This is a genomic window from Modestobacter sp. SYSU DS0904 (assembly GCF_054051115.1).
On record NZ_JBJHAQ010000014.1, the window covers coordinates 71,792 to 97,326 of the forward strand.

Annotated in this window: 18 protein-coding genes, 1 tRNA gene and 1 pseudogene; 2 read left to right on the forward strand and 18 right to left on the reverse strand. The window is 75.6% G+C overall.

What is annotated here, in order from left to right; genetic code table 11:
* Positions 1–4 precede the first annotated feature (4 nt).
* The 7 genes from folP to dacB all read right to left on the reverse strand — a co-directional run bounded on the left by folP (position 5) and on the right by dacB (position 8,939).
* Entirely contained in the window at positions 5–862 is an 858-nt protein-coding gene (gene folP / locus ACI79U_RS11495; protein ID WP_457067526.1) for a dihydropteroate synthase, read from the reverse strand.
* Positions 859–1,518 (reverse strand): GTP cyclohydrolase I FolE, encoded by a 660-nt coding sequence (gene folE, locus ACI79U_RS11500; RefSeq protein WP_457067524.1) that lies wholly within the window; start codon positions 1,516–1,518, stop codon positions 859–861. The genes folP and folE overlap by 4 nt, the downstream gene beginning before the upstream one ends.
* Positions 1,515–3,500 carry an ATP-dependent zinc metalloprotease FtsH gene (gene ftsH, locus ACI79U_RS11505; RefSeq protein ID WP_457067522.1) on the reverse strand — a complete coding sequence of 662 codons (1,986 nt, stop codon included), beginning with the start codon at positions 3,498–3,500 and terminating at the stop codon, positions 1,515–1,517. Before ftsH ends, folE begins: the two co-directional genes overlap by 4 nt.
* A gap of 192 nt (positions 3,501–3,692) precedes the next feature.
* Entirely contained in the window at positions 3,693–4,325 is a 633-nt protein-coding gene (gene hpt, locus ACI79U_RS11510; RefSeq protein ID WP_457067520.1) for a hypoxanthine phosphoribosyltransferase, read from the reverse strand.
* A 2-nt stretch (positions 4,326–4,327) separates the two neighbouring features.
* A complete protein-coding gene (tilS, locus tag ACI79U_RS11515; RefSeq protein WP_457072796.1) occupies positions 4,328–5,305 on the reverse strand; it encodes a tRNA lysidine(34) synthetase TilS in 978 nt (325 codons plus the stop codon).
* 43 nt (positions 5,306–5,348) lie between these two features.
* On the reverse strand, positions 5,349–6,443 hold the full coding sequence (locus ACI79U_RS11520) for a zinc-dependent metalloprotease (RefSeq protein WP_457067516.1): 1,095 nt from the start codon (positions 6,441–6,443) through the stop codon (positions 5,349–5,351).
* A 39-nt stretch (positions 6,444–6,482) separates the two neighbouring features.
* A complete protein-coding gene (gene dacB, locus ACI79U_RS11525; RefSeq protein ID WP_457067514.1) occupies positions 6,483–8,939 on the reverse strand; it encodes a D-alanyl-D-alanine carboxypeptidase/D-alanyl-D-alanine endopeptidase in 2,457 nt (818 codons plus the stop codon).
* A 54-nt stretch (positions 8,940–8,993) separates the two neighbouring features.
* Between dacB and ACI79U_RS11530 the strand changes: the two genes are divergently transcribed.
* The gene (locus tag ACI79U_RS11530) at positions 8,994–9,485 is read left to right on the forward strand and encodes an inorganic diphosphatase (RefSeq protein WP_457067512.1); all 492 of its coding nucleotides are present in this window, start codon (positions 8,994–8,996) and stop codon (positions 9,483–9,485) included.
* A 179-nt stretch (positions 9,486–9,664) separates the two neighbouring features.
* Here the strand turns inward: ACI79U_RS11530 and ACI79U_RS11535 are convergent.
* The 8 genes from ACI79U_RS11535 to ACI79U_RS11570 all read right to left on the reverse strand — a co-directional run bounded on the left by ACI79U_RS11535 (position 9,665) and on the right by ACI79U_RS11570 (position 21,682).
* Positions 9,665–9,737 (reverse strand) — tRNA-Thr (locus tag ACI79U_RS11535).
* 59 nt (positions 9,738–9,796) lie between these two features.
* Entirely contained in the window at positions 9,797–10,972 is a 1,176-nt protein-coding gene (locus ACI79U_RS11540; RefSeq protein ID WP_457067509.1) for a DNA polymerase III subunit delta', read from the reverse strand.
* Positions 10,973–11,062: 90 nt separating this feature from the next.
* Positions 11,063–13,405 carry a dTMP kinase gene (tmk, locus tag ACI79U_RS11545; RefSeq protein ID WP_457067507.1) on the reverse strand — a complete coding sequence of 781 codons (2,343 nt, stop codon included), beginning with the start codon at positions 13,403–13,405 and terminating at the stop codon, positions 11,063–11,065.
* A 195-nt stretch (positions 13,406–13,600) separates the two neighbouring features.
* Positions 13,601–14,344: a class I SAM-dependent methyltransferase gene (locus ACI79U_RS11550; protein ID WP_457067505.1), complete on the reverse strand. Its 744-nt coding sequence runs from the start codon at positions 14,342–14,344 to the stop codon at positions 13,601–13,603.
* A gap of 14 nt (positions 14,345–14,358) precedes the next feature.
* Complete coding sequence (gene topA / locus ACI79U_RS11555) at positions 14,359–17,211, reverse strand: type I DNA topoisomerase (RefSeq protein WP_457067503.1); 2,853 nt, start codon at positions 17,209–17,211, stop codon at positions 14,359–14,361.
* A 221-nt stretch (positions 17,212–17,432) separates the two neighbouring features.
* A complete protein-coding gene (locus ACI79U_RS11560) occupies positions 17,433–18,977 on the reverse strand; it encodes an alpha/beta hydrolase (protein WP_457067501.1) in 1,545 nt (514 codons plus the stop codon).
* Positions 18,974–19,300, reverse strand: a complete 327-nt coding sequence (locus ACI79U_RS11565; protein WP_457067499.1) for a hypothetical protein — start codon at positions 19,298–19,300, stop codon at positions 18,974–18,976. Before ACI79U_RS11565 ends, ACI79U_RS11560 begins: the two co-directional genes overlap by 4 nt.
* A 120-nt stretch (positions 19,301–19,420) precedes the next feature.
* A complete protein-coding gene (locus ACI79U_RS11570; RefSeq protein ID WP_457067497.1) occupies positions 19,421–21,682 on the reverse strand; it encodes a sodium-translocating pyrophosphatase in 2,262 nt (753 codons plus the stop codon).
* Between the two features lie 196 nt (positions 21,683–21,878).
* Here ACI79U_RS11570 and ACI79U_RS11575 point away from each other — a divergent pair, with 196 nt between their 5' ends.
* Complete coding sequence (locus ACI79U_RS11575; protein WP_457067495.1) at positions 21,879–24,380, forward strand: DEAD/DEAH box helicase; 2,502 nt, start codon at positions 21,879–21,881, stop codon at positions 24,378–24,380.
* A 48-nt stretch (positions 24,381–24,428) separates the two neighbouring features.
* Here the strand turns inward: ACI79U_RS11575 and ACI79U_RS11580 are convergent.
* The 3 genes and pseudogenes from ACI79U_RS11580 to ACI79U_RS11590 form a co-directional block, all read right to left on the reverse strand.
* Positions 24,429–24,839: pseudogene (locus tag ACI79U_RS11580) on the reverse strand (Rv3654c family TadE-like protein); the annotation flags it as partial.
* Positions 24,770–25,156, reverse strand: coding sequence for a TadE family type IV pilus minor pilin (locus tag ACI79U_RS11585; RefSeq protein ID WP_457067493.1), 387 nt, complete (start codon positions 25,154–25,156; stop codon positions 24,770–24,772). The gene ACI79U_RS11585 and the pseudogene ACI79U_RS11580, both read right to left, overlap by 70 nt.
* Complete coding sequence (locus ACI79U_RS11590; protein WP_457067491.1) at positions 25,157–25,417, reverse strand: DUF4244 domain-containing protein; 261 nt, start codon at positions 25,415–25,417, stop codon at positions 25,157–25,159.
* Between the last annotated feature and the right edge of the window lie 118 nt (positions 25,418–25,535).

Here is a 25,535-nt window from a genome sequence, read left to right on the forward strand (position 1 = left end):
TTCATCAGCCATGGTGGTTCCCTCCGCCGCGGGCGGCCTGCACCGCCGCCACCGTCCTGATCGCGTCCAGCGACTGCACCGGGTCGTGCACCCGCACGCCCCACGCGCCGGCCTGCGCGGCGAGCACCGAGATGGCCGTCGTGGCCGCCTCCCGGCCCTCGACCGGCCGGACGGCGCCGTCGGGCCCGGCCAGCAACCGGCCCAGGAAGGTCTTCCGGGAGGCGCCGACCAGCACCGGCAGGCCGAGGGCGACCAGCCGGTCGAGGCCGGCGAGCAGCGCCCAGTTGTGCTCGGCGTTCTTCGCGAACCCCAGCCCCGGGTCGAGCACCAGTTGCGCCGGGTCGACCCCGACGGCGACGACGTCCTCCACCCGGGCGGTCAGCTCGGCGGCGACCTCGGTGACCACGTCGCCGTAGCGGGCCGCCGCGTACATCTCCCGGCTGTGGCCCCGCCAGTGCATGAGCACCCACGGCACCCCGGTGTCGGCGACCAGCCGGGCCATGCCGGCGTCGGCCAGCCCCCCGCTGACGTCGTTGACCAGCACCGCTCCGGCGTCCAGTGCCGCCTCGGCGACCTCGGCGCGGGTGGTGTCCACGCTGACCCGGACGCCGGCGTCGGCCAGCTCGCGGACCACCGGCACCACCCGGCGGCACTCCTCCGCCGAGTCGACCCGGTCGGCTCCGGGCCGGGTCGACTCGCCGCCGACGTCGACGTAGTCGGCCCCGGCGGCGTGCATCTGCAGCCCGTGGGCGATCGCCGACCCCGTCTCGGCGAACGTGCCGCCGTCGGAGAACGAGTCGGGGGTGACGTTGAGGACGCCCATCACCACGCACCGGCCGGGGCGCGGCAGCGCGAGGCTCACCGCTGCAGGATGAGGCTCATCGCCTCGCTGCGGGTGGCCGCGCTGTCCCGGAAGACCCCGCGCACGGCCGACGTCGTCGTCGACGACCCCGGCTTGCGGATCCCGCGCATCGACATGCACAGGTGCTCGGCCTGAACCACCACGATCACGCCCTGCGGCTTGAGCGCGTCGTACAGCGCGTCGGCGACCTGGCGGGTGAGCCGCTCCTGCACCTGCGGCCGGCGGGCGTAGACGTCGACCAGCCGGGCCAGCTTGGACAGCCCGGTCACCCGGCCGTCGGCGCCGGGGATGTAGCCGACGTGCGCGACCCCGTGGAAGGGCACCAGGTGGTGCTCGCAGGTCGAGTACATCGGGATGTCCTTGACCAGCACCAGCTCGTCGTGGTCCTCGTCGAACGTCGTCGCCAGCACCTCCTGGGGGTCCTGGTCGAGGCCGGCGAAGACCTCGGCGTAGGCCCGCGCGACCCGGGCGGGGGTGTCCACCAGGCCGGGGCGGTCCGGGTCCTCGCCGATGGCGAGCAGCAGCTCCCGGACGGCGGCCTCGGCCCGCGCGGAGTCGATCCGGCCCGGGCGCAGGTCACCGACGACGTCGCCGGTGACCCGGTCCTGACCGACCCCGTCGACCTCGTGCCCGCCCCCGGTGACCCGGGCGCTCACCGGCCGGGGGCCGGGGCGCCGACGTCCCCGACCGGGTTCTTGCCCTGCGTCGTGCCGTTGGCGTGGCCGTTCTGCGCCGCCGCGCGCTCCTCGGGGGTCAGCACCGGACCGCGCTGGGACGGCGTCCGCTTGCCGAAGCCGTTGTACGGCGCCAGCGAGGGCCGCTTGGAGACGCCGGCGCAGATCCGCGCCATGTCCTCGCGGGAGAGGGTCTCCTTCTCCATCAGCTCGAGCACCAGCTGGTCGAGGGTGTCCCGGTACTCGACCAGGATCTCCCACGCCTCGTCGTGCGCGGCCTCGATCAGCGCCCGCACCTCGCCGTCGATGTCGGCGGCGACGGCGTCGGAGTAGTCCGGCCGCGACCCCATGTCCCGCCCCAGGAACGGCTCGGAGTCGGTGCTGCCGTACTTGACCGCACCGAGCTTCGCGCTCATCCCGTACTGGGTGACCATCGACCTGGCCAGCGACGTGGCCTTCTCGATGTCGTTGCCGGCGCCGGTGGTGGGCTCGTGGAAGACCAGCTCCTCGGCCGCGCGGCCACCCAGCGCGTAGGCCAGGGTGTCGATCATCTCCGAGCGGGTCTGGGTGTACCGGTCCTCGGTCGGCAGCACGAGCGTGTGCCCCAGCGAGCGGCCGCGCGGCAGGATCGTCACCTTGTGCACCGGGTCGGTGTTCGGCAGTGCGTGCGCCACGAGGGCGTGACCGCCCTCGTGGTACGCGGTGACCTTCTTCTCCTTCTCGCTCATCGCCCGGGTCTTGCGCTCGGGCCCGGAGATGACGCGGTCGATCGCCTCCTCGAGGGCGGCGTCGGTGACCACCGTGCCGTTGTGCCGGGCGGTGAGCAGCGCGGCCTCGTTGAGCACGTTGGCCAGGTCGGCGCCGGTGAAGCCGGGGGTGCGGCGGGCGACGGTCTCCAGGTCGACGTCGTCGGCCAGCGGCTTGCCGGTGGCGTGCACCTTCAGCACGGCGGTGCGGCCGGCCAGGTCGGGGCGGTCGACGGCGATCTGCCGGTCGAAGCGACCCGGGCGCAGCAGCGCGGGGTCCAGGACGTCCGGCCGGTTGGTGGCGGCGATCATGATGACCCCGCCCGAGACGTCGAAGCCGTCCATCTCGACCAGCATCTGGTTGAGGGTCTGCTCGCGCTCGTCGTGCCCGCCACCCATGCCGGCGCCGCGCTGCCGGCCGACGGCGTCGATCTCGTCGACGAAGATGATCGCCGGGGCGTTCTCCTTGGCCTGGGAGAACAGGTCGCGGACCCGGCTGGCGCCGACCCCGACGAACATCTCCACGAAGTCCGACCCGGAGATCGAGTAGAACGGCACGCCGGCCTCACCGGCCACCGCGCGGGCCAGCAGCGTCTTGCCGGTGCCGGGCGGGCCGAACAGCAGCACGCCCTTGGGGATCTTCGCGCCGATCGCCTGGAACTTGACCGGGTTCTGCAGGAAGTCCTTGATCTCCTGCAGCTCCTCGATCGCCTCGTCGGCGCCGGCGACGTCGGCGAACGTCGTCTTCGGGGTGTCCTTGCTGACCACCTTGGCCTTGGACTTGCCGAAGGCCATCACACCGCGGCCGCCGCCCTGCATGGAGTTGAACAGCCAGAACAGCAGCAGGAGCAGGATCAGGAAGGGCAGGAAGCTGACCAGCAGGCTGGTGAGCAGGCTGGTCTGCGTGACGGTGGTGTCGAACTCGTCGTCGGCGTCCCGCAGCAGGCCGACCAGGTCCTCCTCGAGCGCGACCGGGTAGGAGGCGCTGACCTGCTCGCTCCCCTCCACCGGGTTCTCGAGGTCGAGGTCGACCGTCTGCTCGGTGGTGTTGATCGTCGCGGAGGTGACGTTCCCGGACTCGATCTGGGCGAGGGCGGTCGATGTCGAGATCTCGTCGTAGGCGTCGTTCCCACGGAAGAAGCTGGACCCCACGAACGCCAGCGCGACGACGATGAGGACCCAGAACCAGACCGAGCGGAAGATCTTCTTACGTTCCATACACCGTTGCCGGGACACCCGGGGCACGCCCCGGACCGCCCGTCGACCCTCCTGATCGTCGCAGGACGCCGCACGCGGACGGAGGCGGCAGCCCGCCGCGGGGCGACGTCGTTGAGTCGACGGTACACCGGGCCAGCTGTGTCCCCGCTGGTCGCGCGCTGTCGGTCTGCTGTCAGCGGACCGGCGGGGCGGTCAGGAGGAGCTGTAGACCTCGGGCTTGAGCGTGCCGATGTAGGGCAGGTCGCGGTAGCGCTCGGCGTAGTCCAGGCCGTAACCGACGACGAACTCGTTGGGGATGTCGAAGCCGATGTACTTCACCGGGACGTCGACCTTCACCGCGTCGGGCTTGCGCAGCAGGGTGCACACCTCGAGGCTCGCCGGCCGCCGGCCGCCCAGGTTCTTCAGCAGCCAGGACAGGGTGAGCCCGGAGTCGATGATGTCCTCGAGGACGAGCACGTGCCGGTCGCTGATGTCCCGGTCGAGGTCCTTGAGGATGCGCACCACGCCGGAGGAGCTGGTGGCGCTGCCGTAGGAGGAGACGGCCATGAACTCCATCTGGGTGGGCAGCCGCAGCGCCCGGGCGAAGTCGGACATGAACATCACCGCGCCCTTGAGCACCCCGACCAGCAGCACCTCCCGGCCCGCGTAGTCCGCGGCGATCTCTGCGGCGAGCTCCTCGATCCGGTCCTCGATCTGCTGCGCGGACAGGAGCACGTGGTCGATGTCGGGGCCGTAGCCGTGGTCGGGGCCCAACTGCCCGGTGCCCACCTGCCCGGTGTCCACCTGGCCGGTGCCCTGCGCTCCGGGGATGGTCGGCTCGCTCACGGTCAGGGCTCCTCTGGGGGTTCGACGGCGCGGGGGGTGGCGGTCCCGCGCCGTGCGCCGGACTGCGCCACCAGCCTGCCAGACGACCGCAGCACCCCCGTCCCACCGGGTAGGTCCACCCGCCCCTGCCCGCGCCAGCGGGTGAGCAGTGCGTCGACCGCGCGCAGGTGGACCGCCTGCAGGTCGGGGACCCCGGCCGCCAGCAGCCAGCCGCGCAGCACCCGCCGGCGCAGCGCGTCGGGCAGCTCGGCCACCGGCCCGGCCGGCAGCTCGCCGTCCACGACCAGGTCGGCCAGCCGGTCGTCGGCGAGCTCGTCGAGGGTGTCCAGGTCCTCCCGCAGCAGCTCGGCGGTGCGCGCCAGCGCCGGGGCGACCCCGCCGCCCAGCACCTCCTCCAGCAGCGGGAGGACCTCGGCCCGCAGCCGCACCCGGGTGTAGGCCGGATCGGCGTTCCACGGGTCGTCCCACACCGGCAGCCCCTGGTCGGCGCACGCCTGCCGCGCGGTGGACCGCCGGACGCCGAGGAACGGCCGCCACCAGGGGACGCCGTCGGCGACCCGCTCGTCCACCATGCCGGCCACCGAGCGCGGGCCCGATCCGCGGCCGAGGCCCAGCAGCACCGTCTCGGCCTGGTCGTCGAGGGTGTGGCCCAGCGCGACCCGCGCGCCGTGCTCGCCGGCCACCCGGGCCAGGGCGGCGTACCGGGCCGCACGGGCGGCCGCCTCCGGGCCGCCGTCGTCCCCCACCTCGGCGCGCACGGTCAGCACCGGGTCGAGGCCGAGCCCCCGCAGCAGCCGTGCGGTGGCGTCGGCGCGGGCGGCCGAGCCGGACTGGAGCCCGTGGTCGACGGTCACGCCTCCGACGCGGACGCCGGCGGCGCGGCTCTCGAAGGCCAGCGCGGAGGCCAGCGCCACCGAGTCCGCGCCCCCGCTGCAGGCGGTCAGCACCGGCCGGTCGGAGCGGCGCAGCCCCGCGCGCACGGCCTGCCGGACGACTGCGACCGCCGGTGGCGGCCCGGCCACCTCAGGCGGGGACGGCCGGGCGGCTGCCCAGCACGCGCTCCACCCAGCGGGCGGGCTCGGTGAGCTCCTCGATCAGCGGCAGGTTCTGCGGCCCGGCCCAGACCTGGTTGAACCCGTCCATGCCGGCCAGCTCCACGACGCCGGCCACGAACACCCGGCCGTCGGCGTACTGCTGCATCTTCTGCTCCAGCCCGAGCAGGCGGCGGAGCACCCGGTCGATGGGGCCCCTGCCCTTGCGCCGCTGGGCGAAGCGCTTGCGCAGCGTGCGGACGGAGGGGACGACGTCGGGGCCGACGCCGTCCATGACGAACTCGGCGTGCCCCTCCACCAGGCTCATCACCGCGGTGACCCGGTCGAGCACCGCCCGCTGCTCCGGGCCGCGGACCAGCGCCATCAGGCCCTGCGGGGCGTCCCCGTCGGAGCCGCCGCGGACCGCATCGCCGAGGCTGCGGACCAGGTCGGTGAGGCGCTCGCGCAGCACGTCGGGCGTGAGGTCGGTGGCCGCGGCGAAGGCCTGCACCTGCTCCTCGAGGTAGGGGCGCAGCCACGGGACGGCGGTGAACTGCAGCTGGTGGGTGACCTCGTGCAGGCAGACCCACAGCCGGAAGTCGGTCGGGTCGACGCCCAGACGCCGCTCGGTCTCGACGATGTTGGGTGCGACCAGCAGCAGCCGGCCACCGGTGCCGAACACCTCGTACTGGCCGAGCACCCGGGTGCAGAGGAACGCCAGCACCCCGCCGGCCTGAACGCCGGTGGCCCGGGAACCGATCGCGGTGGCCAGCGGCCCGGGCGGGGTGCTGCCCGCGGCCGCCCGCAGCCCCTCGGTCAGCGGGTCGAGCAGCGCGGCCATGCCGCGGGCATTGGCGTCGACCCAGCCGGGCCGGTCGACGACGGCGACCACCGGCTCCGGGCCGCCGGGCACCGGGTGCAGCCCGGTCAGCTCCTCGACGTGCGCGACCGCGGCGGCGGCGGCACGGTGCAGCTCGGCGACGACCTCGGCGGCCTCCTCCCGGGAGGTCTCCGGGCCGGCGTTGGTGAGCCGGCGGGCGGTGCGGCCGGCGAGGTCCCAGTCGACGAGGGACGAGGAGCGGCTCATCGGCTCACCGTACGCGGAACGGCCCGCCCGGCGCCCGGCTCAGCGGCAGCCGCAGCCGGCGAGGGCGGTGGTGACGTCGTCCAGGGCGGCCTCCGCGGCGACCAGGCCACCGGTGGCCCCGTCGGCGAGCACGGCGAAGGCCAGCAGCCGGCCGTCGTCGGTGAGCACCGTCCCGGCCAGGTCGTGCACGCCGTTCAGGGTGCCGGTCTTGGCCCGCACGGCGCCGGGGCGGCCGGCGTCCTCACCGGGCCGTTCGGCCAGCGTGCCGTCGTACCCGGCGACCGGCAGCGCGCTGAGCAGCGCACCGGTCCCGGGGATGCTGCCGTCGGCGACCCCGCGCAGCAGCTGGGTGAGCAGCTGGGCGGGCACCCGGTCGAGCGTGGAGAGCCCGCTGGCGTCGTCGAGGGTGACGCCGGTGGTGTCCAGGCCGGCGTCGGCGACCACGTCGGTGACCGCCTGGGCGGCGCCGGTGAAGTCGGCCGGCAGTCCCCGGGCGATCGCCACGTGCCGGGCCAGGGACTCGGTCAGCAGGTTGTCCGAGTCGATCAGCGCCTGCTCGACCAGCCGCACGACCGGGGCCGACTCGACGCTGCCCAGGGTGCGGGCGCCGGCCGGGGCCTCCCCCAGCGCGACCGGGGCGTCCGGGACGCCCAGCGCCGCGGCCAGCGCCTCACCGGCGTCGGTGCCCGGGGCGCCGCTGCGCATCGGCTCGCCGGGGTCGACCCGGGCGCCGTCGACGGCGGTCGCGGTGACCGGCGCCGCGTAGGTGGAGGGCGCGTCGCCGGCCCCCCAGCCGGCGGCGGTGAGCGGGCCGGTGAACAGCGAGTTGTCGACCACCACCCGGGTGACCGGGGTGCCGCCCAGCGCCTGCTGCACCTCGGCGGCCAGCTCGGCGACGGTGGCCGCGCCCGGGTAGTCCTGCGACGGCGCGGTGGTCGAGAGCGTGGGATCGCCGCCGCCCACCAGCACGACCTCCCCGGGGGAGGCGCCGGCGACGACGGTCGTGGTGAGCGTGTCGACGGGGTCGAGGGTGGTGAGCACGGCCAGTCCGGTGAGCAGCTTCGCGGTCGAGGCGGGCGTGCCCGGGTCGGCGCCGCCGAGGTCGAACAGCACCTCACCCGTCGCGACGTCGACGACCTGGGCGGAGAGCCCGCTGCCCAGCGCCGGGTCGGCCAGCAGCGGGGTGAGCACGTCGCCGAGCACGGCGGGATCGGGCAGCGGGGCGCTGCCGGACAGCTCGGCCAGCACGGGCGAGGGGTCGGTGAGCACCGGCAGGACCGCGTCGGGGACCTGCTCGGCACCTTCCGCCAACTCGCCGCCGCCGCGGTTGCCGGTGAGCTGCAGGCTCAGCACCACCGCCACGGCGGCGACGGCCAGCACCAGCAGGGCTGCCAGCAGCGCCCGACCCCGGCGGCGGCCACCGGCCCGGCGGTCGCTGCGGGTGGGGGGCGCGGTGGCCGAGGCACCGGCGGGGACGGGCCTCGGGGCGGCCACGGGCTTCGGGGCGGGGATGGGCTTCGGGGCGGGGGTGGGACGGGGTCCGGGCGTGGGCCGGGTGCCGGTGGCCGGCTGACCGGGCAGGCCCGCCAGCGGGCTGGCGCCCGGCGCGGCGGTACCCGTGTCCCGCCGCGGTTCGGCTGTCGGGCGCTCGGCGGCTGCCCGCTCCGCTTCCACCCGGGCTGCCTCCACCCGGGCTGCCCGGGCCTGCTCCTCCTCGGCACGTGCCGCGGCCAGCCGGTCGTCCTCGGCCCGCTGATCGGCCGCCGCCTGCTCCGCGGCCCGGTGGGCCTCCGCCTCGTCCGCGGCGCGGGCGGCCGCCTCCTCCTCGGCGGCGCGGCGGGCGGCCTGCTCGGCGAGCACCGCCTGCTCCACCTCGGCCCGCTCGGCGGCCATCCGGTCGGCCTCCGCCTGCAGCGCGGCCGCGCGCTCGGCCTCGGCCTGCTCGAACACCGCCTGCTCGGCTGCGGACTGCTCCGCGGCAGCCTGCGCGGCGGCCGCCTGCTCCGCGGCCCAGCGGCGCACCTCGGCGAGGTCCGCGGCGGCCTGCTCGGCGGCGGCGGCGGCCTCGTCCTCGGGGGTGAGCTGTGCGGCCTCCGCCGCGGCGGCCTGCTCGGCGGCGGCGCGCTCGGCGATCCAGCGCTTGACCTCGGCCAGGTCGGCCGCGGCCTGCTCGGCGGCCACCCGCAGCGCCTCCGCCTCGTCAGCGGCCTCGGTGGTCGGCTCGTCGGCGGACGGCTCATCGGTGGTCAGCTCATCGCTCGCCGGCTCGTCGGCGGCCGGCTCGCCGCTGGTCGGCTCGGCGGTGGCCTGCTCGCCGGTGGCCGGGGGCGCGTCCGTGGGCTCGGCGTCCTCGCCGGCCGACGGTGCGGCGTCGTCCGGGACCGTCGCGGGAGGTGTCTCACCCGAGGGCTGCGCCCCCTGCCGGGCCGCTCCGTCACCCGCCTCCGACAGCTGGTCCGACGGCTCGTCCTGCGGACTCGACGAGATCTCTCCCACCCCCTGGAGTGACCTCCGCCAACGCGGCGGACGTTCGTGCGCCACACTATCGGCGTGCAGTTCGACGTGACGGTAGAAATCCCCAAGGGCCAGCGGAACAAGTACGAGCTGGACCACGCCACCGGACGCATCCGCCTGGACCGGATGCTGTTCACCTCGACCCGGTATCCCGCCGACTACGGGTACATCGAGGAGACGCTCGGGATGGACGGTGACCCGCTGGACGCACTCGTCCTGCTGGAGGAACCGACCTTCCCCGGGTGCCTCATCACCTGCCGGGCCATCGGGATGTTCCGGATGACCGACGAGAAGGGCGGGGACGACAAGGTCCTCACCGTTCCGGCGACGGACCCCCGGGTCGCCCACCTGCAGGACATCAACGACGTCTCCGAGTTCGACCGGCTGGAGATCCAGCACTTCTTCGAGACCTACAAGGACCTCGAGCCGGGCAAGTCGGTGGAGGGCGCCGAGTGGGTCGGGCGCGCCGAGGCCGAGGCCGAGATCGAGGCTTCCCGGCAGCGGGCCCTCGACGCCGGCAGCCACTGACCCCCGTCCACTCCTGACACCGGCTCCGGCCGGATCGCCGAGCAGCACGCAGACGGCGGCGCACCCACCCGGGGGCGCCGCCGTCGGCGTCCCACCGGGAGATCCGCGTGGCGCCGCGTCGCGGGACAGCAGCCGGAGGCTGCGGGCCGGGGCTGAGTTCCCGGCGGGGGGAGCTGGAGAGCCGCCTGTCGGAATCGAACCGACGACCTTCTCATTACGAGTGAGATGCTCTACCGACTGAGCTAAGGCGGCGGGCGTGCGTCGGAGAGCTTACGGCACCGGTGAGCCGGCGCCGCGCAGCCCCCGGCGGGTCAGGCCGGCAGCCGCAACGCCACGGTCAGCGCCTCCACCGCGATCTGCGGCTTGACGTTCTGCTCCAGCGCCGTGCGGGCACGCAGCACCGCGTCGATGCGTCGCAACGCGCCCTCCGCACCGATCCGCCGGGCCAGCTCCACGGCGTCCGCGCGCCGGTCCGGATGCGCCAGGGGCACGCCCGGGTCGGCGGCTCCCCCGGCCGAGCTGATCACCAGCGCGTCGCGGTAGAGGGCGGCGAGATCCACGAGTGCGCGGTCCAGGGAGTCCCGGCCGAGCCGGGTCGCCCGGGACTTCTGCCGCTTCTCCAGCTCCTTGAGCTGACCGGCGCCCCGGCTGGCCGCGGCCACCCCCGGGCCGCGGGCGCCCACCCCCAGGCTCGCCTTGACCGCGTCGGTCTCCACGGCGTCGACCTCGGCGGTGGTCCGGTCGGACTCCTCCTTCGCGGCGCCCACCAGGTCGTCGGCTGCGTTGAGGCAGGCGGCCAGCGAGACCAGCGACAGCGGGATGTCCAGCACCGCCTTGCGCGCCAGCCGGGCCGACTCGTCGCGGGCCAGGTGCCGCGCCCGGCCGACGTGCCCGCCGGCGGCCGCCGCCGACCAGGCGGCCAGCGCCGGGTCGATGCCGTCGCGGCGGGTGAGCACCTCGGCGACCGCCTCGGCCCTCGGGGTGCGCAGCGCGACCACCCGGCAGCGGGACCGGATGGTGACCGGCACGTCGTCGGGGTGCAGCGAGGGCGCACACAGCAGGAAGACCGTGCGCGGCGGCGGCTCCTCGAGCATCTTCAGCACCGTGTTGGCCGCCTGCTCGGTCATCCGGTCGGCGTCCTCGACGACGACGACCTGCCACCGGCCACCGGACGGCGCGCGGCCGGCGGTGCGGACGATCTGCCGCACCTCGGCGACGCCGATCGACAGGCCCTCGGGCACGACGCGGTGGACGTCGGCGTGGCTGCCGGCGAGCACCGTCCGGCACTCGTGGCAGGTGCCGTCACCGCCGGCGGGGCACTGGAGGGCGGCGGCGAACGCGCGGGCGGCCACCGAGCGGCCCGAGCCCGGCGGGCCGGTGAACAGCCACGCGTGGGTCATCGCCGCCGGGTTCGCGATGGCGGCCTGCAGCTCGGCGACGACCGCGGGCTGGCCCACGACGTCCGCCCACACCCCGATAGCGCTCACGTGGTCACCTTGCCCCACTCAGTGCCGGCCCCGCTGCAGGGGCCCGCGGCGAGCGTGCGAGGCGTGGGGGGCAACGGGGTCCTTCACCCTTCAGGGGTGCAACTGGGGGGTGGCACCGGTCTGCACGCCGTGCTCGTTCCCCCGGCGCCCCCGCGCCACGCGGGCCTTGGCCGGCTGCTGGAGCGGCATCCCCTCGAGCAGGACGCTGACCTTCCTGCGGATCGCGGCGGCCAGCTCGTCGGGTGACTGCCGCGCGTCGAGCACCAGGTAGCGGTCCGGCTCGGCCTCGGCCAGGGCGAGGAAGGTCTGGCGGACCCGCTGGTGGAACTCCAGCGACTCCGACTCCATCCGGTCGGCGGCGGCCCGCCCGCGGGCGCGGGCCAGCCCGACCTCCGGGGGCAGGTCCAGCAGCACGGTGAGGTCCGGCTGCAGGCCCTGGGTCGCCCAGCGGGAGATCGAGCGGACGTCGTCCATCGGGATGGTGCGCCCCGCGCCCTGGTAGGCCAGCGAGCTGTCGACGAACCGGTCGGTGATGACGACCTCGCCGGCGTCGAGCGCGGGCCGGAGGACGTCGTTGACGTGCTGGGCCCGGTCGGCGGCGTAGAGCAGCGCCTCCGCGCGCGGGGAGAGCCCGGAGCTGGCCGGGTCGAGCAGGATCGAGCGGATCCGCCCACCGGAGGCGGTGCCACCCGGCTCGAGCGTCGTGCGGGCGCCCAGCCCCTCCTCGGTCAGCCACTCGTGGAGGCGGCGGACCTGGGTGGACTTGCCGGCGCCCTCGCCGCCCTCGAACGCGATGAGCACACCGCCCCCGGCCAGCCGGCGGCGGGCGGTGGTGTCCCGGCGCAGCGCGGTGACGACGTCGGCGACCAGCGGCATCGGGCGGCCGTCGTCCATCTGCCGGTAGGCGATCAGGCCGACGCCGACGGCCACCAGGCCGGCGAGGAAGAGCATCGCCCGCTCACCGGTGACCGTCAGCGCCACCGGCCCCAGGTCCACCGTGCGCCGGGCGATCGAGCCCACCCCGAACGGTGCGACGGCCAGGGACAGGATGAGCGCCGCGCGGACCAGCGACTGCACCAGGGCGAACGTGCGCCCGCGGATGGAGTCGTCGACCTCCGTGCCCAGCAGGGTGAAGCCGGCCAGGTAGGCGATCCCGGCGAAGAAGCCCATGAGCACGACCAGGAGCAGCGCGAGCCACAGGGTGAAGGTCCAGGCCAGCAGGCCGACGGCAGTACCCGCGCCGACGATCATGATCCCGAAGAGCCGCTCGCGGGGCAGGTCCCGGGCGACGCTGGGGCCCACCGCGATGCCCAGCCCGAGCCCGACGAACACCGCGCCGAACAGCAGCGCATAGGCCGCCGCCCCGCCGCCCATGGACACCACGAAGGCCTGCGCGGTGGCGATGACCACGCCGGCGGCGACGAAGGCCCCGGTGATGCCGACGACCAGGCCGCGGACCAGCGGGGTGTGCCCGGCGAAGGAGAACCCCTCCCCGAGCGACTTGAGGAAGCTGTCGCCGGTGACCTTCGTGCCCGCGGCCCGGCGGCCGCTGATCGAGGGCAGGTTCCAGATCACGATCGCGGCGACCAGGAAGGTCAGCGCGTTGAGGTAGAGGGCCAGGTCCGCCTCGTCCAACCCGGGGATGACCTCGCCGAGCCCACCGGCGGCGGTGAGCACCGCGAACACCCCTGCGGCCAGCACCGGGGTGAAGCCGTACGTGGTGATCAGGGAGAGCTGGTTGGCCGGTTCCAGCTGGTCCTTGCGCAGCATGTTGGGCACTGCGGCGTCCTTGGCCGGGATCCAGAACAGGCTGATCGCCTCGATCAGGAACTGGGCGATGAACAGCCACAACAGGTTGCCGACCAGCGGGATCGAGGCGAACAGGCCGAACCGCATGATGTCGGTGACGACCATCGTCTTCCGGCGGTCGAACCGGTCGGCGAAGGCACCGGCGAGCGGGCCGAGCAGGATGGCCGGCAGCAGCCGGAAGAGCAGCACGCCCCCCAGGGCGAAGTTGGCCGCGTAGCCCTCGACGAGTGAGTACGCGGTGAAGGTGATCGCCAGCAGCCCCAGCCAGTCACCGAAGCTGGACAGCGCGGTGGACAGCCAGAGCTTGCGGAAGTCGCGCACCCGCAGCACGGCGCGGATCCGGGAGCCGATGCCGACGCTGCCGTCGATCGCGTCGCCGTCCGGCTCGTCGCTGCCGCCGGCCCCGCCCGGCCCGGCCGTGTCCTGCGCGGTGTCCGGGCCGGGCTCGGCGCCGGAGCGCTCGTACTCGGCCCGCCAGGGCCGCTCGGGCAGCCCGGCCAGCGGCACCCCGGCGCCGTCCACCGTGGGCGTGCCGGCCGGGGCCAGCCCGTCGGCGGGCACCGCGTCCGGCTCGTCGGCGATCGCACCGCCGTCGACCACCCCGCCGGACCCGGCGCCGGGCACGTCGGCGGGACCGGGGCCCGGCTGGTGGTCTGCTGACGGCCCGTGCGTGGACGGCCCGTCCGGGTCGGAGCTGATCGGGACTCCCGGAGGTGAGTGGGAACGGTGGCGGTCGGGCCACGGGCGGCGGGGTCACCGTACCGGTCGGGAACGACGGAACGGCCCGGTTCCGAGCCCGGACGGTGGGTTCCCGGGGCCTCAGCGAGGGGTGAGCCGGTACGCCCGGGTGGTGTACGGCAGCCGGAGGACGGCGCGGCCGCGCGTGTCGGGGTGCCCGGCCAGCAGCTCCCGCACCCGGCCGAGGAACTCCGCCCGGTGGTCGGCGTCCATGGTGGCCACGTAGCTGCGGGTGCCGATCCCGGCCACCACCTGCTCGGGGGTGACCTCCTGGACGACCCCGGAGTCGGCGACCGCGACCTCGGCCGCCAGCTCGACGGCGAACCGCGCCACGACCCCCTGGTCGGCCTCGTGGTCCCGCGCCTCGGCGGCGAGCAGCTGCCCGAGCGCGGCCACCCAGGGCACCCGCTCGTCGCGGGTGTTCCAGACGAACCCGACCACGCCACCGGGCCGCAGCACCCGGCGCAGCTCGGCCGCGGCGGGGACCGGGTCGAACCAGTGCGCGGCCTGGCCGGCCACCACGGCGTCCACGCCGGCGTCGGGCAGCGGCACGGCCTCCGCGCCACCGAGCACGGCCTCGACCTGCGGCAGCAGGGCACGCAGCTGGTCGAGCATCCCCGGCGCCGGCTCGACGGCGACGACCTCGTGCCCGGCCGCCAGCAGCGCGTCGGTGAGCAGACCGGTGCCGGCGCCCAGGTCGAGCACCCGCCGTGGTCGGGGCCCGAGCAGGAAGGACACCGCGTCGGCCGGGTAGGACGGGCGCAGCGCGGCGTACTCGGCGGCGACGGCGCCGAACGACGCCCGGCGCTGGTCCCAGCCCTCCACCGCGCTGCCCGCCCTCAGCTGCCCGCGGAGACCGGCTCGGCGACGTCGGCGGCCGCCGGGGCGGCCTTCTTCGTCGTCTTCTTCGCGGTCGTCTTCTTCGCGGTCGCCTTCTTCGCCGGCGCCTTCTTGGCCGCCGTCTTCTTCGCCGCCTTCTTCTTCACCGGCGCCCGCTCGCGGCGGTCGGCGAGCAGCTCGGCCGCCCGCTCGAGGGTGAGCGTCTCGATGTCGTCGCCCTTGCGCAGGCTGGCGTTGTGCTCGCCGTCGGTGACGTAGGGACCGAAGCGTCCCTCCCGCACGGTGATCTGGCCCTGGCTCACCGGATCGGGGCCCAGCTCCTTCAGCGGCGCCTTGGCCGCGGCGCGACCGCGCTGCTTGGGCTGGGCGAAGATCTCCCGCGCCTGCTCCAGCGTCACGGTGAACAGCGCGTCCTCGCTCTCCAGCGAGCGCGAGTCGGTGCCCTTCTTGAGGTAGGGCCCGTAGCGCCCGTTGAGCGCCTGGATCTCCTCACCGTCGGCGTCCACGCCCACCGTGCGCGGCAGGGTGAGCAGCCGCAGCGCCTGCTCGAGGGTGACCGTCTCCGGCGACATGCTCTTGAACAGGCTCGCGGTGCGCGGCTGCTCCTTGCTGCCCTCGGGCACCAGCGTGGTGACGTAGGGCCCGTAGCGGCCGGCCTTCACCGCCACCGGGAAACCGGACTCCGGGTCGATGCCCAGCTCGCGGTCGCTGGAGGGTGCCTCCAGCAGCTCGGTGACCTTCTCGCTGGTCAGCTCGTCGGGCGCGATCTCCTCGGGGATGCTGACCCGGGCGCCGTCCTCGCCACCGGCCTGCAGGTAGGGGCCGTACCGGCCGACCCGCACGACCACCGGGTCGCCGTTGGGTGCCACCGCCCGCAACGGGATGGAGTTCACGCCGCGGGCGTCGATCTCCTCCAGCCGCTGGCCGATCACGGACTTCAGGCCACCGGAGGCGCCGATGCCCCCGGCGTGCCCGCCCTCGCCGCCGAAGTAGAACTCGGTCAGCCAGTCGACCCGGCCCAACCGCCCGGCGGCGATCTCGTCGAGCTCGTCCTCCAGCAGGGCGGTGAAGTCGTAGTCGACGAGCTGGCCGAAGTGCTGCTCGAGCAGGTTCACCACGGCGAAGGCGACGAAGGACGGGACCAGCGCCGAGCCCTTCTTCCACACGTACCCGCGGTCCTGGATGGTCTGCATGATCGACGCGTAGGTCGACGGCCGGCCGATCCGCAGCTCCTGCAGCCGGGCGGTGAGGCTCGGCTCGGTGTAGCGCGCCGGCGGGCTGGTGGTGTGCCCCTTGGGTTCCAGCTCGCGGGTGTCCAGCTGCTGCCCCTGCTCCACACGGGGCAGCCGGCGCTCGCTGTCGTCGGCCTCGGCGTCCTCGGTCCCGGAGCCCTCGTCCTTGCCCTCGACGTAGGCCCGCAGGAAGCCGGGGAAGGTGATGGTCCGCCCGGACGCGGTGAACTCGACGGCCTCGCCGGTGCTGGAGCTGCCCGCCAGCCGGATGCTCAGCGTCTTGCCCACGGCATTGGCCATCTGGGAGGCGATGGTGCGCTGCCAGATGAGCTCGTAGAGCCGGAACTCGTCGCGGGCCAGCTGCCCGGCCAGCTGGCCGGGGGTGCGGAAGGAGTCACCGGCGGGGCGGATCGCCTCGTGCGCCTCCTGGGCGCCCTTGTCCTTCGTCGCGTAGCGGCGCGGCTCGGCCGGCACGTAGGCATCGCCGTACAGCTCGGCGGCCTGCCGGCGGGCGGCGGTGATCGCCTCGTTCGACAGGTTGGTCGAGTCGGTCCGCATGTAGGTGATGTGGCCGTTCTCGTACAGCCGCTGCGCCACCCGCATGACCTGCGCCGAGGACCAGCCGAACTTGCGGCCAGCCTCCATCTGCAGGCTCGAGGTGATGAAGGGGGCGTAGGGCTTGCGGGTGTAGTCCCGCTCGTCGACCCGGCTGACCGCGACCGCGCGCCCCTCGAGCCGGGCTGCCAGGCCGCGGGCGCCGGCCTCGTCGAGGTGGACGACGTTGCTGGTGACCGTGCCGGTGTCGGCGTCGAAGTCCTTGCCGGTGGCGACCCGGCTGTCGTCCACGGTCACCAGCCGGGCCCGCAGGGTCGTCGGCTCACCGGCGTCGGCACCGGCGCGCTTCCGGGCGACCTCGAAGACCCCGTCCAGGCTCCAGTAGTCGGCGGCGGTGAAGCGCATCCGGGCCCGCTCGCGCTCGACCACGATCCGGGTGGCGACCGACTGCACGCGGCCGGCGGAGAGCTTGGGCAGGACCTTCTTCCACAGCACCGGGGAGACCTCGTAGCCGTAGAGCCGGTCGAGGATGCGGCGGGTCTCCTGGGCGTCGACCAGGGCGGTGTCGAGCTCCCGGGGGTTGGCCACCGCGCGTGCGATCGCCTCGCGGGTGATCTCGTGGAAGACCATCCGGCGGATGGGGACGTTCGGCTTGAGGGTGTCGATCAGGTGCCAGGCGATGGCCTCGCCCTCGCGGTCCTCATCGGTCGCGAGGTAGATCTCGCTGGCTTCCTTCACCAGCTGCTTGAGCCGGGTGACCTGCTGCTTGCGGTCGGGGCTGACCACGTAGAGCGGCTGGAAGCCGTGGTCGACGTCGACGCCCAGCCGCGCCCAGGACTCGCCCTTGTGCGCGGCCGGCACGTCGGCGGCGTTGCGCGGCAGGTCACGGATGTGCCCGACGCTGGCCTCCACGGTGTACTCGCCACCCAGGAACCCGGCGATCTTGTTCGCCTTGGTGGGCGACTCCACGATGACCAGCGGCCGGGACCCGGCGGCGGCGGCACGCTTGCGCGGCGCACGGGCACCGGTGCTGGTGGCGGACTTCGTGGTCTTGGAGGGCGGCACGGGACTCCTGTCAGGGTGCTGGTGCAGGCGCCGGGCTCCCGCCCGGTGCACACGGGGCAGGGTCGACTGCACCCGTTCGGCAGCCGCCACGGTAGGCCACCGCCCGGACACCCGGCCGGGCAGCGAGCCGATCCGGGCGCGCCGATGCCCGGTCAACGGTCGGCGCACGCTGCGGTTCCCCGGGTGCGGGGGCCTCGTCCCGCCGGGGCAGTGGCACCGGGTCACCGGGCCGGCCCGGCGCCGGCCACGACCGCCCCGACGGCGGCCAGCGTGGGCCGGTCGGGGTCGTAGTACTCGGTGTGCCCCTGGCCGGGGTCGGTGGGCAGCGGGACGTCACCGAAGCCCAGGTCGGCCGGGCTGGACCCGTAGTACCCGCTGATGCTGACCAGGTCGACCGGCGTCCACGCGCCGTGGACCTCCTCGGCCTCCAGCCGGGACGCCCGCCCCGCTCCGGTGCCGGGGCTGCCGAGCAGGACGAGGGCGTCGGCGGCGAGCCGGCCGGGCGCCCGCGCGGCCTGGCCGGTGACCAGGGTGCCGTAGCTGTGCGCCACGACCGTGGTGCGGGCCGCCGGTGGCGCTCCCGGGCCGCCGCGGGCCGCGGCCAACCCGTCCAGCGCCCGGTCCAGCTTCCGACCGGCGTGCACGGCGGTGACCGGCTGCAGGGCGCCGAGCAGCCCGGGGGTGCGGTAGCCCAGCCAGGCGACCGCCGCCACGGCCAGCCCGGGCGCGGCCGTGGTCGCGGCGGACACCACGTCCGCGGCGGCGCCGGCCAGCCCGGCGAGGTCGTCGGCGACCGTGGTCAAGATGCCGGGGACGAGGACGGCCACCGCCTGCGCGGCGTCGACATCCCCGACCGACAGCGCCGCCAGCCCCTGCGCGGGGTCGAACACCAGCAGCTGCACCGGCAGCGGGCCGTCCTCCCCCGCAGCCAGCTGGGCGGCGACCGCGGTGGCGGCCTGCCGGGCCTCGCCGGGCGGCAGACCGGCCAGCGCCGTGCGCAGCCGCAGCCGGTTGGCCCGGTCCCGGGCCCACCCCGGCAGGCCGTCGAGCGCGCCGACCGAGCCGGGACGGGTGGCGATGACGGCCAGCTGCTGGGGCGCGCTCAGCCCGGCCCACCACTCGGCGGCGGCCAGCGGCCCCGCCCGGGGCGGCGCCGGGGCGTCGACCCGGCAGGGCGGTGCCAGCCGCGGCAGGAGGTCGGCGAAGGTGACCGCCCCCGGAACGGCGACCAGGTCGCCCAGCGCCTCGCCCGCCGCGACGGCGGCGGCCAGCGCCCGCTCCCCCGCGGACCGGGCCTCCGCGGCGAGGCCGGCGGCGAGCGCGGCGGCGTGCTCCGCCGCGGACCGGCGACCGGCGAGCTCCGCCGCCTGGTCCGGGGCCATCGCCGGGTGCGGGTGCGGCGGCAGCCCGCTGACCCGGCCGTCGTCGTCGAGCTCCAACCCGGCCGAGCCGGCGACGGTGAGCGCGCGGGTGGCCTGCTCGGCGGCGTCGGTGGCGGCGCCGACCAGCCGGTGCAGCGCGGTGAGGGCGTCGTCGATGCGGTGGCCGACGCCGGTGGCCACGCCGGACAGCTCGAGCAGCGCGCCGGCGGCCGCCGTCCCCGCCTCGCCCGACCAGCACTCGGCGGTGGCCAGCTGCCGCCCCAGGGCGTCCAGCCGCACCCGCCAGGGCGTCAGCCGGTCGGCCACCAGCGCGAGGGTGCCGACGCAGCCGCGCAGCTGGGGCAGGTCCCAGCGGGCGAGCTGCGCCAGGAGCGGTGCGCTCACCGCGGCACCCGTGGGCCGCCGGGTGGGTCGAGGGCGGCCAGCTGCCCGGCCAGCCCGGCGTCGGCGGCCCGGTAGGCGGTCAGCGCGGCGTCGAGCACCGCCGCCACCGCCGCCGTCCGGTCGGCGAGCGCGCCGGCCAGCTCCGCGCACCGGACGCCGGCGCCCGCCGCGGCCGCACCGACCGGACCGGCCAGCGCGGTGGCCAGGGACCGCCCGGTGGCCCCGCTCAGCTCGGCGTCGGCCGCCAGCTCCGCGCCCAGCCCGGACAGCTCGACGCGGAGCTGCCCGAGCGCCTCCAGCTGGACGGAGACGAGTCCGGACACGCAGCCCTCCCCTGCTCGTGCGGCCCCGGGTGGGGTCGACGAGCCGATGCTGGGCGGCGGCGGGGGGCTCGCGTGCGCCGTCGTCCACACCCGCCGGCGTCGTCCACAGCGGCGGGCGGCTCAGGGGGCGCTGGCGCTCAGGGTGGGAGCGGTGGTGTCGCTCTCCCCGCCGACGACGACCGAGCGGCGCTTGCTGACCACCACCGCGGCGACGATGACGAGGACGGCGCCCAGCGCGATGAGCACCCGTACCGTGGTGTTCTGGCCGTCCCCGACCGAGAGGGCCACGACCGCCGGGGCGATCAGCAGCGCCACCAGGTTCATCACCTTGATCAGCGGGTTGATCGCCGGCCCGGCGGTGTCCTTGAACGGGTCGCCGACGGTGTCGCCGATGACGGTGGCGGCGTGCGCCTGGCTGCCCTTCCCGCCGTGCGCGCCGTCCTCCACCATCTTCTTGGCGTTGTCCCACGCGCCGCCGGAGTTGGCGAGGAAGACCGCCATCAGCGTGCCGGTGGCGATGGCCCCGACCAGGTAGGCCGCCAGCGGGCCGAACCCGAGCCCGAAGCCGACGGCGACCGGCGACAGCACGGCGAGCAGCCCCGGGGTGGTCAGCTCGCGCAGCGAGTCGCGGGTGCAGATGTCGACCACGCGGCCGTAGTCGGGGCGCTCGGTGCCGGCCATGATCCCGGGATGGGTGCGGAACTGCTCGCGCACCTCGAAGACCACCCGCCCGGCCGCCCGGGAGACGGCGCTGATCGCCAGCCCGGAGAAGAGGAAGACCACGGCGGCGCCGATGACCGCGCCGACGACGTTGTTCGGGGAGACCAGCGTGAAGGCGTCACCCAGGGCCGACCCGGCGTCGTCCAGCGCATCGACGATGCTCGCGTTGTAGGAGCCGAACAGCGCGGTGGCGGCCAGCACGGCGGTGGCGATCGCAATGCCCTTGGTGATCGCCTTCGTGGTGTTGCCGACCGCGTCCAGGTCGGTGAGCACCTGGGCGCCGTCCTCGTCGATGTCACCGGACATCTCGGCGATGCCCTGCGCGTTGTCGCTGACCGGCCCGAAGGTGTCCATCGAGACGATGACGCCGGCGGTGGTGAGCAGGCCGCAGCCGGCCAGCGCGACGGCGTAGAGGGCGGCCGCCCCGCCGATGAGGAACGCCCCGTAGACCGCGGCGCCGATCAGCAGCGCCGCGTAGACCGCCGACTCCAGGCCGAGGGAGATGCCGGAGAGGATGACGGTGGCCGGGCCGGTCAGCGAGCTGCGGCCCACGTCCTTCACCGGGCGCCGGGAGGTCTCGGTGAAGTACCCGGTGAGCTGCTGGATGGCGGCGGCCAGCACGATCCCGATCAGCACCGACAGGAACCCGAGCACCTGCGGGCTGACCGGCACGTCCAGCCCGGCCGACAGCACCGGCAGCACGGTGAAGGAGGCGACGGCGACCAGCGCCAGCGAGACGACCGCGGAGGTGAAGAAGCCCCGGTTGATGGGCGCCATCCAGGAGCGGTCGCCACCGCGGGGGTTGCTGGTCAGGATGCCGATCATGGAGGCGATCACCCCGATGGCCGCAACCACCAGGGGGAAGACCATGCCGACCGGGCCGAGGAAGATCTGGCCGAGGATGAGCGCGGCGACCAGGGTGACCGCGTAGGACTCGAACAGGTCGGCGGCCATCCCCGCGCAGTCGCCGACGTTGTCCCCGACGTTGTCCGCGATGGTCGCCGCGTTGCGCGGGTCGTCCTCGGGGATGCCGGCCTCGACCTTGCCGACCAGGTCCGCCCCGACGTCGGCGGCCTTGGTGAAGATGCCGCCGCCGACCCGCATGAACATGGCCAGCAGGGCCCCCCCGAAGGCGAAGCCCTCCAGCACCACCGGCGCGGTCTCCTGGAACAGCAGCAGCGCCAGCGCGGCGCCGAAGAGCCCCAGCCCGACGGTGATCATCCCGCAGACGCCGCCGGTGCGGTACGCGATCCGGAAGGCGGGGCGGTGCCCGCCGGCGGCCGCGGCCGCGGCGACGCGCACGTTGCCCCGGGTGGCCAGGGTCATCCCGATGAAGCCGACGCTGGCGGAGAAGCCGGCCCCCACCAGGAAGAACACCGCCCGCCCCACCCGGGTGCCCAGGCCGCCGTCGATGACCGGCAGGAGGAGCAGCAGCAGGAAGGCGATGACGGCGAAGACCGCCAGCGTGCGGAACTGGCGGCGCAGGAAGGCCCCCGCTCCCTCCTGGATCGCCTTGGCGATCTCCTGCATCGACGCCGTGCCCTGGTCGGCGGCGAGCACCGCCCGGACCAGCCAGGCGGCGAAGGCCAGCGCAGCGAGGGAGACGAGGAGCACGACCGCCACCAGGGCGAGGTCTCCTCCGGACAGGTCGGCGTCGGGCATGGGGGCCTCCGCGGCGAGGTGGGCGCACACTGGCCGGCCACCCCCGGGCTCGCGCTCGGGGAGGGTCCCGGCGTGGCACGCACTGTGCCGCAGCCCGGTCGGTTCCACCAGAGCTTCTGTGATCTGCCGCACACTCCCTGCTGTTCGGCCCGGCCGACCGGTGGGCGGGTTGCGCGGCGGTGTGACAGTGGGAGGCGTGACGTCGCTCCACCCGGCCCCGCCCCTCGCGGACGGCGGCGCCGAGCCCGCGACGCTGCCCGGTGACGAGCTGCTGGAGTCGTTGCTGGCCGGCACCGCGGAGGACGAGGACCCGGTCACCCACGTGCACCGGCTCCCCGCCCGCCCCGGCCGGGTGGTGGCGTGGCCGGACTGGGTGGGTACGGAGCTGCGCGACCGGCTCACCGCCCGCGGGGTGGTCGCGCCGTTCAGCCACCAGGTGGCCGCGGCGGAGCTCGCCCGCAGCGGTGCACACGTCGTCGTCGCGACCGGGACCGCCTCGGGCAAGTCGCTGGCCTACCAGCTGCCGGCGCTCACCGCGCTCGCCGAGGACGACCGAGCCTGCGTGCTCTACCTCGCCCCCACCAAGGCGCTGGCCCGCGACCAGCTGGCCTCGGTCGCGGCGCTGGCCGATCCCTCGGTGCGCCCGGCCGCCTACGACGGCGACACCCCCACCGAGGAGCGGGAGTGGGTGCGTCGGCACTCGCGGTGGATCGTCACCAACCCGGACATGCTGCACCGCGGGATCCTGCCGGCGCACCAGAAGTGGTCCAGCACGCTGCGCCGGGTCGCCTACGTCGTGATCGACGAGTGCCACGCCTACCGCGGCGTCTTCGGCTCGCACGTCGGGCACGTGCTGCGCCGGCTGCGCCGGGTCTGCCGCCGGTACGGCGCGGAGCCGGTCTTCGTGCTGGCCTCGGCGACCGTCGCCGACCCCGCCGCGGCCGCCACCCGGCTGGTCGGCGCCGAGGTGACCGCGGTGACCGAGGACGGCTCCCCACGGCCGGGTGCGACGTTCGCCCTGTGGGAGCCGCCGCTGACCGAGCGGACCGGCGAGCACGGCGCCCCGCTGCGCCGGTCGGCGGCCGCGGACGCGGCGGGCCTGCTCGCCGACCTGGTCGCGCGGGACGCCCGGACGCTGGCCTTCGTCCGCTCCCGGCGCGGCGCGGAGACCGTCGCCGAGCAGGCCCGGGCGATCCTGCGCTCGCGCGGGCGGTCGGACCTCGCTGCGAAGGTGGACTCCTACCGCGGCGGCTACCTGCCCGAGGAGCGGCGGGAGCTGGAACGGGCGCTGTCCAGCGGCGAGCTGCTGGGCGTGGCGACCACCAACGCCCTGGAGCTGGGCATCGACATCGCCGGCCTGGACGCCGTCGTGCTGGCCGGCTACCCCGGCACGCTGGCGTCGATGTGGCAGCAGGCAGGCCGGGCCGGGCGGGCGCAGCGGGAGTCGCTGGTCGTCTTCGTCGCCCGTGACGACCCGCTGGACCACTACCTGGCCCACCACCCGCGGGCGGTGTTCGGGCGGCCGGTCGAGGCGACCGTCACCGACCCCAGCAACCCGTACGTGCTCGGCCCCCAGCTGTGCTGCGCGGCGGCCGAGCTGCCGCTGCGCAGCGAGGAGCTGGCCGACTTCGGTGGACCGGTGGCCGAGGCGCAGATCGCCGAGCTCGTCGCCGCCGGGCACCTGCGGGCCCGCCCCACCGGCTGGTACTGGGCCGGGCGGGGACGGCCGGACGTCGACATCCGGGGCAGCGGCGCGGCGCCGGTGTCGATCATCGAGCGGGACACCGGCCGGCTGCTCGGCACCGTCGACGGGGACGCCTCGCACGCCACCGTGCACGCCGGCGCGCTGTACGTGCACCGCGGGGAGACCTACGTGGTCGACGAGTTCGACGACGAGGACGCCTGCGCGGTCGTGCACGCCGAGAGCCCGGAGTGGACGACGGTCGCCCGGGACACCGTGGACCTGTCGATCGTCTCGATCGAGCGCACCCGGCGGCTCGGCACGGTGACCGCGCACACCGGCGTGGTCGACGTGACCAACCAGGTGGTGGCCTACCAGCGCCGGCGGCTGGGCACCGGCGAGGTGCTGGCGGAGTTCCCGCTGGACCTGCCGCCCCGGCAGCTGCGCACCCGGGCGGTCTGGCTGACCCTCGACGAGCGGGCCGTGCGCCGCGCCGACGTCGACGACGCCGTGCTGCCCGGCTCGCTGCACGCCGCCGAGCACGCCTCGATCGGCATCCTGCCGCTGCTGGCCACCTGCGACCGCTGGGACCTCGGCGGCGTCTCCACCGCGCTGCACCCCGACACCGGCGCCGCGACGATCGTGGTCTACGACGGCCACCCCGGCGGGGCCGGCTTCGCCGAGCGCGGCTACGCGGTGCTGCGGGAGTGGCTGCAGGCCACCCGGGCCACCGTGGCCAGCTGCGAGTGCGAGTCCGGCTGCCCCTCGTGCGTGCAGTCGCCCAAGTGCGGCAACGGCAACGACCCGCTGGACAAGCGCGGCGCCGTCCGGGTGCTCGACGTGGTGCTGGACGAGCTGACCGGCGCCCCCGAGCTGCCCGCCGAGGACGCCCGCCCCGCGGCCCGGATCGGCCCGGCCCCCGACAACGACGACGACGACGACCACACCGACGTCCGGCTCGAGCCCGGGAACGCCGTTCCCGGCGCCGATGAGGTCGTCGACGACCTGGTGTTCTGACCCCCCGCCTCCTGACCCCCCGCCGTCCGGCGGCACCGGACCGGCGCGGGCCCGCCCCCGGGCGTCGACCACGCCCAGCGGGCCGAGCCGGACCGGCACCCGGACGTGCACCTCCACCACCTGCCCGGTACCGACTCGGCACGAGGTGATCGCCGCACCGTTCGCGGCCGCCACCTCGCCGGCCACGGCGCACGCCGCCGGGTCGCCCTGCACCGCGGCGCCCGCCGCGGCCAGCGCCGCGAGGTCCGCCGCCGCCGTGGCCCGGTGCCGGGCGACGACCGCCGCACCGACGAGCACGGCGGCCACCCCGACCGCGGCCAGCAGCCCGGCGAGCGCCACCACCCACACCGTCGCCGAGCCCCGCTCCCTCTCGGCACACGGCCGCCGGGTCACGGTGCGCTCCCGCGGGCGGCGGGTTCGACCTCGGCGGTGGCCGTCGCGGTCACGGTCACCCGCCACGGCACCGGGCCCAGCGGGGTGATCACCGCGGCGACCGTGGTGGTCACCGTGTCCCCGCTCCGGCCCACCCCGACCACGGCGCCGTCGGGGCCGGCGGCACCGGCGATCCGCTGCACCACGGCGGCCGGCTCCCCGCGGGCCGCCGCCCGGGCCCCCTCCCGGGCGGCGTCGACGCAGCGCAGCTGACCGGCGACCACGACCACCGCGGCGATCGCCCCCGCCAGCACGAACAGCAGCACCGGGAGGACGACCGCGGTCTCGGCGGTGACCATCCCCGCCTCCGCACCCGGGCGACGGCTGCGGCGCACGGGCACCACTCAGGACAGCGTGCTCAGCGCGGACTCGACCAGGTCGCCGAGCGCGGCGAGCACCGATCCGCCGGTGACCACCTGGTAGAGCACCGCGGCGAACGCGCACGCGGCCACGGTGCCGACCGCGTACTCGGCGGTGCTCATCCCGTCCTCGCCCGGATCCCGCACGGCCGCCCAGCGCCGGGTCAGCGCACCCCGCACCCGACCGCTCCGGGTGGCCCCGCGTCCTCCGTTGTCCTGCTGCCCCCCGTCGTCCCGCTGTGTCATCTCGCTCCCTCCCGCGGGCCGCCTCCCGGCCCGTCGACCCGACCCTCCCGGCCCGCACGCCCCCGACCCAGGGGGTCGACGGAGCTGTGGAGAGCGGGTCGGGATGTGGACACCGGCC

Coding starts and splice junctions, on each gene's coding strand:
- ACI79U_RS11570 (WP_457067497.1), bottom strand. CDS start 21,682: ATGCCCGACGCCGACCTGTCCGGAGGAGACCTCGCCCTGGTGGCGGTC.
- ACI79U_RS11520 (WP_457067516.1), bottom strand. CDS start 6,443: ATGAGCCGCTCCTCGTCCCTCGTCGACTGGGACCTCGCCGGCCGCACC.
- ACI79U_RS11590 (WP_457067491.1), bottom strand. CDS start 25,417: ATGACACAGCGGGACGACGGGGGGCAGCAGGACAACGGAGGACGCGGG.
- ftsH (WP_457067522.1), bottom strand. CDS start 3,500: ATGGAACGTAAGAAGATCTTCCGCTCGGTCTGGTTCTGGGTCCTCATC.